The organism is Acinetobacter sp. AOR34_HL (genome assembly GCF_027854795.1).
GTDB lineage: Bacteria > Pseudomonadota > Gammaproteobacteria > Pseudomonadales > Moraxellaceae > Acinetobacter > Acinetobacter junii.
Genome location: NZ_JAKTID010000047.1, coordinates 46,288 through 57,326, shown reverse-complemented (window position 1 = coordinate 57,326; position 11,039 = coordinate 46,288). Strand labels below are relative to the sequence as shown.

12 protein-coding genes and 1 pseudogene are annotated in these 11,039 nt (G+C 38.9%); 6 read left to right on the top strand and 7 right to left on the bottom strand.

From position 1 onward, the window contains the following. Nucleotides 1–27 precede the first annotated feature (27 nt). Complete coding sequence (locus MKL32_RS08385) at nt 28–729, bottom strand: IS1 family transposase (protein WP_262579462.1); 702 nt, start codon at nt 727–729, stop codon at nt 28–30. 58 nt (nt 730–787) lie between these two features. Between MKL32_RS08385 and MKL32_RS08380 the strand changes: the two are divergent. The 3 genes and pseudogenes from MKL32_RS08380 to MKL32_RS08370 form a co-directional block, all read left to right on the top strand. Continuing rightward, nucleotides 788–1,756: pseudogene (locus MKL32_RS08380) on the top strand (MFS transporter); the annotation flags it as partial. 124 nt (nt 1,757–1,880) lie between these two features. Further along, nucleotides 1,881–2,948 carry an HlyD family secretion protein gene (locus MKL32_RS08375; RefSeq protein WP_270900389.1) on the top strand — a complete coding sequence of 356 codons (1,068 nt, stop codon included), beginning with the start codon at nt 1,881–1,883 and terminating at the stop codon, nt 2,946–2,948. 66 nt (nt 2,949–3,014) lie between these two features. Further along, a complete protein-coding gene (locus MKL32_RS08370) occupies nt 3,015–3,881 on the top strand; it encodes a 1-aminocyclopropane-1-carboxylate deaminase/D-cysteine desulfhydrase (protein ID WP_125271968.1) in 867 nt (288 codons plus the stop codon). A gap of 42 nt (nt 3,882–3,923) precedes the next feature. On the opposite strand, the gene MKL32_RS08365 is transcribed toward MKL32_RS08370, so the two are convergent. After that, nucleotides 3,924–4,289 (bottom strand): DUF4870 family protein, encoded by a 366-nt coding sequence (locus MKL32_RS08365; protein WP_004952481.1) that lies wholly within the window; start codon nt 4,287–4,289, stop codon nt 3,924–3,926. 141 nt (nt 4,290–4,430) lie between these two features. Between MKL32_RS08365 and MKL32_RS08360 the strand changes: the two genes are divergently transcribed. Then, nucleotides 4,431–5,627, top strand: coding sequence for an NAD(P)/FAD-dependent oxidoreductase (locus MKL32_RS08360; protein WP_125271969.1), 1,197 nt, complete (start codon nt 4,431–4,433; stop codon nt 5,625–5,627). Between the two features lie 31 nt (nt 5,628–5,658). Here the strand turns inward: MKL32_RS08360 and MKL32_RS08355 are convergent, their stop codons facing one another. From MKL32_RS08355 to MKL32_RS08345, 3 genes are all read right to left on the bottom strand, one after another. Further along, nucleotides 5,659–5,838, bottom strand: coding sequence for a hypothetical protein (locus tag MKL32_RS08355; protein WP_004914255.1), 180 nt, complete (start codon nt 5,836–5,838; stop codon nt 5,659–5,661). A 96-nt stretch (nt 5,839–5,934) separates the two neighbouring features. Continuing rightward, nucleotides 5,935–7,497, bottom strand: a complete 1,563-nt coding sequence (locus MKL32_RS08350) for a mechanosensitive ion channel (RefSeq protein WP_204379192.1) — start codon at nt 7,495–7,497, stop codon at nt 5,935–5,937. A 227-nt stretch (nt 7,498–7,724) separates the two neighbouring features. After that, nucleotides 7,725–7,925: a hypothetical protein gene (locus tag MKL32_RS08345; protein ID WP_125272000.1), complete on the bottom strand. Its 201-nt coding sequence runs from the start codon at nt 7,923–7,925 to the stop codon at nt 7,725–7,727. A 212-nt stretch (nt 7,926–8,137) separates the two neighbouring features. Here MKL32_RS08345 and MKL32_RS08340 point away from each other — a divergent pair, with 212 nt between their 5' ends. Next, complete coding sequence (locus tag MKL32_RS08340; protein ID WP_005403158.1) at nt 8,138–8,560, top strand: hypothetical protein; 423 nt, start codon at nt 8,138–8,140, stop codon at nt 8,558–8,560. A 21-nt stretch (nt 8,561–8,581) separates the two neighbouring features. On the opposite strand, the gene MKL32_RS08335 is transcribed toward MKL32_RS08340, so the two are convergent. Beyond that, nucleotides 8,582–9,343 (bottom strand): ferredoxin--NADP reductase, encoded by a 762-nt coding sequence (locus MKL32_RS08335; protein ID WP_125271971.1) that lies wholly within the window; start codon nt 9,341–9,343, stop codon nt 8,582–8,584. 84 nt (nt 9,344–9,427) lie between these two features. Here MKL32_RS08335 and gigC point away from each other — a divergent pair, with 84 nt between their 5' ends. Beyond that, nucleotides 9,428–10,312: a LysR family transcriptional regulator GigC gene (gigC, locus tag MKL32_RS08330; protein WP_004914268.1), complete on the top strand. Its 885-nt coding sequence runs from the start codon at nt 9,428–9,430 to the stop codon at nt 10,310–10,312. Between the two features lie 16 nt (nt 10,313–10,328). Here the strand turns inward: gigC and MKL32_RS08325 are convergent, their stop codons facing one another. Further along, the gene (locus MKL32_RS08325) at nt 10,329–11,036 is read right to left on the bottom strand and encodes a cold shock domain-containing protein (protein ID WP_125271972.1); all 708 of its coding nucleotides are present in this window, start codon (nt 11,034–11,036) and stop codon (nt 10,329–10,331) included. Nucleotides 11,037–11,039 lie beyond the last annotated feature (3 nt).

Sequence of the window (11,039 nt, the reverse complement as noted above, 5' to 3'; positions counted from 1 at the left end):
GGTGGTGTTTCAAAAAGTATGCTGGCGTTAAACAAATCCGTTATTAAGGTAAAAGAAAGTCAAATCAAAGGCTTTAAAATGATTTTCGAGCTTTTTAGAAAAGTTGCAACTTCTCCTAAATCCACGCCTGATTCGATGACGAATTCTACAGTTGTTACCTTCAATACCGACGGTAAAAAACTTACCGATCACTTGCTTGCAACATTGAAATGCTGTGATAAAACTATCCCAGGGATCACTCGCAATTCGAGCATATTGAACCCCAAGCTTTTTAAGTCTAGCTTTAAGACGTTGAACCGTTGCTAAATCCCGCTTACCCCAAACATAAGCAACAATTTCTCCAGATTCTCGATGGTAGGCATAAATAAGCCATTGTTTATTTTTCTTATTCCCTACAAAAGTCCAGAGTTCATCGACTTCAAGACATTCGTAGTTGCTTTGTTTAGGCTGAATCTGATAGATCGATTCACTTAAGGTTCGTAATACCTTGCCAATGCTGATACGCTCGACTTCAGCAATATCTCTTACACCGTTTCCTCTGACCATTAAATGTAATATCTTGCCGGTAATACCTGAGTTACACCCTTGATAGCTTAATGCATGATCACCAATAAACTGACGTTTGCAATCTTTGCATTGATGGTTTTGTTTCCCATCTACTTTGATGCCATTTCTCTTTATATTGTTACTTAGACAGGTAGGACATTTGATTTGTAGCGTTATTTTCATACCTCTATTTTATCAAAAGCCATATTGTTTTTTTCAGCATACTTTTTGAAACACCACCGACTTTTTTACCTTTGCACTGCTCGCTCCGGGTTTCGCCTGCCTGTGTATCGTATTAACACAAGGGCCTATTCACTGGTGGTTTGATAGCCCTTGGTTAGCCTATACCTTGATCGTCGGTTTTTGTTTAATTGTGTTTGGTTTGACTTATGAACATTATCGTCGCAATCCACTGATCATGACACGTTGGTTGGCGACAGGCGATCTTTTGAGTTTCATCGTCAGTGCCTTTGCGCTCAGACTATTAATGTCTGAACAAAGCTACGCTGCGGTCAATTTTCTAAAAACTGTTGGTATGGGTCCTGATCAATTTGTTCCGCTTTATGTGGTTATTTTCTGTGGAACGATTGCAGGTTCGGTATTTAGTGCGCTGACATTTCATCGTGAGCGTTTAATTTTAAATTTATTTCTGGCTGAAGTTTTAATTCTGATCGCCTGTGCTTTGGATTATCACCTGACCAGTGATGTACGACCTGCAAACTTTTATCGAAGCCAGTTCTTGGTGAGTTTTGCAGGGGGCGTATTTATTGGTCCACTGCTATTGATGGGTTTTATGCGTACCTTACAACGTGGTCCTCAATATGTCGTGACCTTTATTGTATTGTTCTCAGCTACGCAAAACTTTGGTGGTTTAGTCGGTTCATCATTTTTCAATACCTATCAGCAACGCCACACTTATGATTATAAAGTTGAGATTAGTAGAAATCTCGATCCTACCGATCCCCTTGTCGCACAGCGTTTGCAAAGTTATCAACATAGTTCAATGCTCACAACGAATGACCCTGTTTTACAAAACAATCAAGCCCTACAGAATTTAAATAAGGTGGTGACTCGTGAAGCTCAGGTTCGTGCCTATAACGATGTGATTGCCTTAAATGGCATCTTTGCCGTTATTTTGCTGCTTTGGGGCTTATTTAAATATGCTCGTAATAAGTACAAAACCCATAGAAGCTTGCAAACAGCAAATTAATTTTATTGTATTTGATTGAGAAAAAATTATGTCTGAACAAGAGAAACCTGAAAGTTCCAAGATCGAAAACGCTGAGCAGAATAATCATGCTCAGTCTGACAAAGCAGTTGAGTCCGTGCCAAAAATGCCACCACCACCGCCACCTACAACCAGTAAATTGATTAAAACCAAACGCTCTACCTTATGGTGGATGCTTTTAGTATTAATTGTGGGGATTACCATTATTTTATGGGCGTGGCGAATTGGTCCATTTCATACGGCGATTGAGCAAACTGACAACAGCTATGTGAAAGGCAAAACTACCATTCTTTCCTCACAGATTAATGGCTATATCAAGGATGTATTGGTCAAGGACTTTGATCAGGTCAAACAAGGTCAAGTGTTGATGCATATTGATGCAACCACCTATGATCAAAAAGTCACGCAGGCTGTCTCAGGTGTAGAACAAGCAGAAAATAGTCTAGCCAATCAAACTCAAGCCATCGCCCAACGCCAAGCTGATGTGGTTGCAGCGCAAGCCAAACTTGATCAAGTCAAAGCGCAATACGACTTATCCATCGCACAACTTAAACGCTATCAACAACTTGGAGATAGCGGTGCAGCATCAAAATCTGAACAAGATAAAGCGGCTGCGGATGTACAAAATAATCTAGCTTTGCTCAAACAAGCGCAGGCGAATATCCTCGTTGCACAAGAAGCATTAAAAACAGCACAAGTCGCGCAAGCTGGACTAAGAGCACAAGTGAATAGTGCTCAAGCGCAATTGGATCAAGCCAATACCACAAAGGATTACAGCACGATTGTTGCACCATTAGATGGTCAACTCGGTGAGGTCAATCCACGAGTAGGTCAATACGTGGCAGCAGGAACACAATTATTGTATTTAATCCCGAAACAAACATGGGTGATTGCGAACTTTAAAGAAACGCAAATTGCCAATATGAAAATTGGGCAAAAAGCGTATTTTACTGTGGATGCCATGAATCATCAGAAATTCACAGGACATGTAGAGCAAATTTCCCCTGCGGCTGGTTCCGAATTTAGCGTACTAAAACCTGATAATGCCACAGGTAACTTTACTAAAGTGGTGCAACGGATTGCAGTGCGTATTGCGATAGATCCAAACCAAAAAGGCATCGAAAATTTACGTCCTGGTATGTCCGTGATGAGCTCTGTAGATACCGACTCTTAATGCAGCACTGACATTCTCAATCAAATACATTTACAATGTGATCAAATCCAATTTTTGTTTATTCCAATGTTTGATCAAATTGCTTTTCCAACCCCTTATCAAACATTAGACCTTCCCTTTCCTGTGCAATTGACGGTGAAGCGTCTTGATCTCATTCACCCTCAGATTTCAGGGAATAAATTTTTCAAACTGAAATACAATCTACTCGAAGCTAAGCAACAAAATTTAAATCAAGTACTGACCTTTGGCGGGGCCTACTCCAACCACATCGCTGCAACAGCTTATGCAGCACATTATTTTGGTTTTCAAAGTATTGGCATTATTCGTGGTGAGGAGTTAGCTAAACAAGCGTTCAATCCAACCCTGCAAACCGCACAAGATTTTGGTATGCAACTGCATTTTGTCAGTCGAGCTGAATACCGACTTCGCCATGAAGTTGAGTATTTACAACAATTAAAACAGCGTTATCCAAATACTTTGATTATTCCAGAAGGCGGGACTAATCAACTTGCGATACAAGGCACGAAAGAAATTCTGTCTGCTGATGATCGAGAAAATTATGATGTGATTGGTTGTGCTGTCGGTACAGGTGGCACGATTGCAGGGATCATCGAAAGTAGTTCAGATCAGCAACATATTTTAGGCTTTTCGGCACTTAAAGGTGATTTTCTCAAGCACGATATTCAACAATGGACCAATAAAACCAACTGGTCTTTAACAGATAAATATTGTTGTGGTGGTTATGCCAAAACCAATTCTGAACTGCTGCAATTTATGCAGCAATTCGAACAACAATATGCTGTTCCACTAGAGCAGGTCTACACAGCTAAAATGATGATGGGATTATTTGATTTAATTCAACAAGGGAACTTCCCTGTGAATACGAGAATCTTAGCGATTCATACAGGTGGACTACAAGGACGCATGAAATAAAAGTCACCCTGAAGTGACTTTTGATCTACTGATTCTAACGGCTTAAAACCATCCATCACCGATTGGTTTATTATCCATAAACACCACAAGACCTTTTACGATGCGATAAATAAACCAAATCGACACCGCAAACAAGATTGGAATGCCGATGAGGACAAATGACAATACGAAACCAATCACAGCACCAATGAGCGTGAACCAAAAGGTTTTGATTTGCCATTCAAAATGGCTCGCCAACCACGTACCTTGTACTTCATTTCGTTTCATATAGTTCATGATGACAGCTGCAATACTGGTCAAACCCACAAAAATACTGGCTGCATATAAACCATAGGCAATTAAAGTATATTGTCTTAGTTGATCTTGGTTGTTGGGCTGAATATCGTTTAAAAATATTTTATCGTTCATTATTTTTACCCCTCTATAGAATTCAACTTTATAGCATGCCTTGATTTTAAAGGCATATTTTTTAATCAAACAATCGACGTACTCAAAAGGCTTTAAATCTTCTATAATTGCCCGCTTTTCGTATTCTATCGAGTAATGCTCATGGTTCATCAAGTTGATGTGGTTGTTTTAGGTGCAGGTGCATCGGGCTTGATGTTAGCTGCTGAGGCAGGCAAACGTGGACGTTCAGTCGTCGTACTTGAAAAAGCCAATAAAGTCGGTAAAAAAATTCTGATGTCAGGTGGTGGTAAATGCAACTTCACCAATTTAGAGGTAGAGCCTTCCAACTATCTTTCAGAAAACCCGCATTTTGTGATTTCAGCCTTAACCCGTTATACCAATTGGGATTTTATTGGTTTGGTCTGTGAATACGGCATTGAATACGAAGAACGTAAACATGGTCAGCTCTTCACGTTGAAAGGCTCTAAAGAAATTCTTGAATTGTTACTTTCAGAATGTAGCAAATCAAAGCACGTTGAAATTCAAACACACTGCGAAGTTGAACAGGTAAAAAATAAAGCAGATTCAGGTTTTATTATTGAAACCAATCAAGGCACTTATCACTGTGAGTCGTTAGTAGTTGCCACTGGTGGTTTATCGATTCCAACATTAGGCGGTTCAGGTTTTGGCTATGAACTGGCAAAGCAGTTCGGACATCATGTATTTCCAACCCGTGCTGGTCTTGTTCCCTTTACTTTTTCAGATCAGTTTAAAGAAGTAACCACTCGCTTGAGTGGTAATGCATTAGATGCAACCTTGATCAACGATCGTCATCAATTTACTGAAGCACTTTTATTTACCCATCGCGGTTTAAGTGGTCCAAGCTCCTTGCAACTATCCAATTATTGGCATGTTGGAGAAAGTTTTAAAATAGACTTTTTCCCAAGCCAAGATTTATTAGATTTTTTCAAAGCCAAGAAAAAATCACAACCTAAAGTTCTACTCAGAACTTTACTCAATGAGTTCACTGCAAAAAGTATTGTTATTGAGTTACAACAACTCATTTGGGCGGATCACAGTGAAACTGCGATTGGCAATATCAGCGATGCTCAACTTGAGCACATTGCGGCACAATTACATGCTTTTACTGTCAAACCATCAGGAACAGAAGGTTATCGAACTGCAGAAGTGACTCTCGGTGGCGTAGATACCAGCGAGGTATCCTCCAAAACCATGGAAAGTAAAAAACAAAAAGGCTTGTACTTTATTGGAGAGGTTCTCGATGTAACAGGTCATCTTGGGGGATATAACTTCCAATGGGCGTGGTCATCAGCACAAGCCGCTGCTCAATTCGTCTAGAAAATTCAAATTGAGCAGATCATTTGATGAACTAAGAGTGATGCTCAGGAGAATTCGCTGCTTCAACAGAAGAGGATTGCGAGCTATTTGATGTTGATTTTTCTTTGCTCGTGCCAGACTTTGCAATCACGAATTTATATGCACTTGCCAAAAATCCTACAGTGATTCCAGCAATAATAATCGGTGCAAATACGCGGTTAGGCTTCTTCATTTAATTCTCCTATAGACTTTTTATTTATTGAAAAAACAAAACGACCACCCTGTTAAGAGTGGTCGAATTGATCAAAAAAATCAAAGATTATTTTTTCTATTCATCTGAATATGGAGATGAAGGAGGAGTTGGATTGTTATTGGTACTGATTGTAGGTTGATTTTGATGAATTGGATTTGGTTGCTTAGCTTCGGTTTTTGCTTTATCCAATAAATCTGTCAATAAACGTTCAGCGGGTTGACGACCGCCTAAACCAAATGCCAATGCAAAAGCAACTGCAACAGAACCCAACGTCAAACCAAATGCCAAGTTAACGATCGAATCGGCAATACCCATTGCTTTTAGACCCATCGCAATGACTAAGCCCATGATCAAAATGCGAACTAGATTACCTAACCAACGTGAGCTGTTGTATTCACCACGTTGCACGACATTCGCAACCACATTTGCAAGCCAAAAACCGATGACCAAGATCACAGCACCGAGTAAAATGTCTGCACCGAATTGGATAAACATGGCAATCAAGCCACTCACCTGTTCTAAACCTAAGCGATTCGCTGCTTCAGAAACAGCAAATAACATAGTAAAGAACACGATCAAATAGCCAACGATATCAGAAACACGTGTTTGTCCAAGAAAACGTTGTACATCCAGTTTCATCGGAACTTCGTCAACACCAGCACCTGATATTAATTCAGCGACCAAACGTCCAACAAATCTCGATACCACATAAGCCACGATTAAAATCAATCCAGCCGCGATAATTTGTGGAATTGCATGCATAATTTCATTCAACATCGCTGTTGCTGGTTGTGAAATTGCTTCAACACCCAATGCTTCAAATGCCACAATTAATGCTGTGATGATAATAATTGCAAATACAAATGAACCTAAGAATTTAGAAACACTTGAATTTTTAAATAATCCGATCTTTGCTGCTTGAGCCTGTAAACCTAAGCTATTGGTTAAGCCCTCAACAATACCACGAACGATTTTCGCTAAAATATAACCAACAAAAATGATTACGCCTGTAATGAATAGATTCGGTAAGAATGCAATTGCTTCATTTACCATATTCTGCACAGGAACAAGTAGCCCAGTTAAACCGAGAATAGATAAAACAATCGGCAAGAATAATAATAAAACTAACCAATAAAAGATCTCAGCAATATTACCGCTCAGTGAACTAACACCAACTTCACTACTTAACTTATCGTCTAACTGAGTTTTGGATAATACATTGGTCAAGCCTAGACGCACCAAACGTGCAACAATCCAACCAATAAATCCGACGGCAACAGCAGCTAACAGATTTGGAATATAAGCCAGTACACGACCAACCATATTGCTAAATGGATCGCTTACACCACTAATATTTAAGACATTTAATGCACCAACAACGGCCAAAATCATCACAAACCAAAATACAAGTTTGGAGATGAGACTTTCTATATTGGGCGCTCTACCAGTCGCCGATGACAATTTATGATTGGTATCAAATTTTTGTAATAACTTTTTCACGCCTGCTGCAATCACTAGGGCAATAATCCAACCCACCAGTAGAATAACAATTGCGGCTAATATTGGCTGAAATTGATCCCAATAATACATTGCATCAAATCTCCCTCTTTGGGATGGATCACTAAAAATTTCATTCATGTCATGTTATCCTTTTATGTGTTTTTTAAGTCAAATACAGCTACCCAAACTCATTCTGTTAAGAGAACATCACGAATGGATATCTAGACCATAATTTTTGTTTAATTCTCAATCAACGAACAGCATCACTAATACAACAAAAATTACGCATAATTTTGCAAAAAAAGCCCATTAGTTCACACCAATGAGCTCGTTAAATCGATTAGGTTTGGTCTAAGATAGATTGCTTACGCATTTAAAAGGACCGAATGCAACTGTGAAATGATCACTTGTGCAGTAGGTTTATTCGAATGGTCTGCAACCATAAAAATTAATAATGCTAGCAAGAACAGCCCTACGATAATGAGCATATAGACTGGTAATTTCCTTTTCCTTGCTATTTCTTCTTTACTGGCCACATGAGGCTGTGGCTTACTAAAATCATGCATCATAGTTTGCCCTCATCCTTTTATTGCTTAGACCTTTATATTAGCAATGGACTGTGTTGCATTGTGTGACAAAGCTTCGCACTATCGTTGTTTTATTTGCATAACTCTACTTTTTATTATTTGCATTCTTGTATAAAATATAGGCGGTTTAGAAAATTATAAAAATAAGCTATAATCCTCTGTCACGTTTCTGTTCTGTTTTTAATTACTGTATGTCCTATAGCCAACAAAGTGTTTCTCTAGATTTAGACACTGATGTCACACATCAATGTTTTTTACATCACACACGCGATGAACATTTGATTGGTATTATCGAGTTCAATAAACCAAGCTATATTTTAAAGTGGGGTGATCTAGAATATTTCCGTCGACGTACTGAAGAATTCTCGGTTATGCCCTTACCTGATTGCATTAATGCAATGATTATCGATATTCGGAATGTACAACCATTTCTCGATAATGAAGTTCCGATTTTACCTTGGCGCTTACTTGAAGAAGATTGCCCAGTTCGACTGGTTGTTCCCCATGATCGCTTAGAGCACTACACTGGACTTTTTGAGCCAACATGGCTGAATACAGATGTTGATACCGCAATTCAAGAAATCCGCGAATTTATGGATATGTTTGTTCACTAATAACATATCCATGCGTACCTATTACCAATAGTTCTCTACAGCAATATTTCCCTCACCACGACGATTCATCGTCAGTCCACGTTGTTTTAATGCATCCTTGGTATCTTCTACCATTTGTGGATTACCACATAACATCACATGGCTAGTAGCAGGATTGAGTGATAGGCCAACCACTTTTTCTAGCTCACCATTTTCAATCAAAATAGGTAAACGATCATGTAGGGTCGCATTTGGATCACGGGTAATAATTGGTACAAATTTGAACCCTGTATGCCCTTCACCAAAGCTCTCAGCAAGCTCTTGTATACGATCTACATAAGCCAGTTCAGCTGTAGATCTCACACTATATATAAGATGAATATGCTGATATTTCGTCCACGTTTCAAAATCTTGGAGCATAGATAAAAAAGGAGCCAATCCAGTACCCGTGGCTAGTAACCATAAATCATGAGCTAAAGGCAATTGATAGCGAGCTAAAGTTAAATACCCATACGCAGTTTTGTCTAGATATAACTCATCATCGACTTCAAGATGTTGAAGGTTTGAAGTAAACGCACCATCAGGTACAACGATAGAAAAGAATTCCAGATTTTCATCAAAAGGTGAAGAAACGACTGAATATGCACGAACCACCAATTCACCATTTACCATCAACCCAATACGAGCAAATTGACCTGCTGTAAATTTAAAATGGGCGGGTCTCGTCATCGTGAAACTAAAAAGATTGTGAGCCCAACGATGTACAGATAAAACCTTTTCTACGGTAAATTTTTCAATTGACATGATTTGAACGTGGCACGAAACAGTATGCTCATGTTAGCATGATCGAATATTTGATGGATACTCAAAACATTAAGGCTATATAACATGCGAATGACCTTACGCCAATTGGCTGTTTTTGTGGCGGTCGCTCAGGAAGGAACCGTAACCAAAGCCAGTGATGCTGTTAGACTTACTCAAAGTGCAGCAAGTATGGCTTTAGCTGATTTAGAAGATGGTCTTGGTGCGCCATTGTTCGATCGACTCGGCAAGCGTTTACAGCTTAATGATTTGGGACGCTTTTTATTGCCACAAGCATTAGAAATATTAGGTCGCTGTGAATCTTTTGAGCAAGCAGCCAAAGGTGAATTACAAAGTATTGACCTTAGATTGGGAGCAACGCTCACAATCAGCGACTACTTGATGCCTGATTTAATGGCTGATTTCTTACAAAAACACCCACAGGCACACTTACAATTACAAGTGGGTAATACTCGTCAAATGATTGAAGCAGTCAATCAATTCCAACTGGATTTAGCTTTAATTGAAGGTTCTTGTCATTTGCCACAATTACAGTGTATTCACTGGCGTGATGATGAATTAGCCGTTTGCTGTGCACCTTCACATCCTCTTGCTCAAATTCAACGTGCATTAAGCCCTGCTGACTTTCTAAATGTTGAATGGATTTTACGTGAAGAAGGCTCTGGTACACGTGAAGTTTTTGACAATGCAATTTTACAAGATGTTCCTGATGCGAATATTCGTTTGACCTTAGGTCATAACGAAGCAATTTTAAAAATTGTAGCGGGTGGGCTTGGGATGTCCTGTGTATCAAGATTAGCGATTGAGCCTTTAGCTGAAAAAGGTCAATTGGTCATCCTTGACACACCGTTCTGGCAACTGACAAGACCACTTTATATGCTGGTACACCGCCAAAAATATCAGGGGCCAGGATTAAAAGCCTTTCTACAATTTTGTGAAGATCAGATTTAAATCTGATCTTTTTAATTTACCATCTCGAATCATTCTCACACGGTTCACCATCATTATCACCATCCATTTTGGTATTAGGACAATTGCGCACAAAGAACTCTGCTTCTTCACGTGATCTCATTTGCGAACAATGTTGGCGTCCATCACATTTAAATTGAGTCTGATTCGCTGTCGATTGTTGTGATTGTTTATTCATGACAGGAACAGATGTTGAGGCTTGCAGAGCGTTTTCTGTCTTTTGAGATAATTTAATTTCCGGCAGCTCACCCAAAGCATCTCGTTGCTGTTGCACAATTTTCTTCTGCTCTGCAATCAGCTGTGCTGTTTTTAATTCTTTTGATTCTGCATACGACTGATATTTTTTGAAAACTAATCCTCCTAAAATTGCAATCACAATCAAGCCAATAATCATAAAAGTCATACCTTTATGATTTGCATGTTTTTGCTGTGAGACCGATTTATTTTGAGTAGATGAGTTGTTGGCATAGTTTGGATAATCAATATATGCTTGTTTTTGATCTAAGCGCACAATATTTGCAGCTTTAAACTTTCCATTATTATCTTCAACGATCAAAAATTTTAGTTTTTCACCAATTTTAGGTTCACCAGATGCTTTTGGAAAATCTTTGATATGGAAGAAAACATCAGTTTGATGACCATCTACCTTAATAAAGCCAAAACCTCTTTCTGTATCGTATTTTTTTATTTTTCCTTCAACAAACATTTT

What these genes read in the sequence shown, in the direction of transcription:
- MKL32_RS08385 (WP_262579462.1), bottom strand. Translation starts at nt 729, where the DNA reads ATGAAAATAACGCTACAAATCAAATGTCCTACCTGTCTAAGTAACAAT.
- MKL32_RS08375 (WP_270900389.1), top strand. Translation starts at nt 1,881, where the DNA reads ATGCCACCACCACCGCCACCTACAACCAGTAAATTGATTAAAACCAAA.
- MKL32_RS08370 (WP_125271968.1), top strand. Translation starts at nt 3,015, where the DNA reads ATGTTTGATCAAATTGCTTTTCCAACCCCTTATCAAACATTAGACCTT.
- MKL32_RS08365 (WP_004952481.1), bottom strand. Translation starts at nt 4,289, where the DNA reads ATGAACGATAAAATATTTTTAAACGATATTCAGCCCAACAACCAAGAT.
- MKL32_RS08360 (WP_125271969.1), top strand. Translation starts at nt 4,431, where the DNA reads ATGGTTCATCAAGTTGATGTGGTTGTTTTAGGTGCAGGTGCATCGGGC.
- MKL32_RS08355 (WP_004914255.1), bottom strand. Translation starts at nt 5,838, where the DNA reads ATGAAGAAGCCTAACCGCGTATTTGCACCGATTATTATTGCTGGAATC.
- MKL32_RS08350 (WP_204379192.1), bottom strand. Translation starts at nt 7,497, where the DNA reads ATGAATGAAATTTTTAGTGATCCATCCCAAAGAGGGAGATTTGATGCA.
- MKL32_RS08345 (WP_125272000.1), bottom strand. Translation starts at nt 7,925, where the DNA reads ATGCATGATTTTAGTAAGCCACAGCCTCATGTGGCCAGTAAAGAAGAA.
- MKL32_RS08340 (WP_005403158.1), top strand. Translation starts at nt 8,138, where the DNA reads ATGTCCTATAGCCAACAAAGTGTTTCTCTAGATTTAGACACTGATGTC.
- MKL32_RS08335 (WP_125271971.1), bottom strand. Translation starts at nt 9,343, where the DNA reads ATGTCAATTGAAAAATTTACCGTAGAAAAGGTTTTATCTGTACATCGT.
- gigC (WP_004914268.1), top strand. Translation starts at nt 9,428, where the DNA reads ATGCGAATGACCTTACGCCAATTGGCTGTTTTTGTGGCGGTCGCTCAG.
- MKL32_RS08325 (WP_125271972.1), bottom strand. Translation starts at nt 11,036, where the DNA reads ATGTTTGTTGAAGGAAAAATAAAAAAATACGATACAGAAAGAGGTTTT.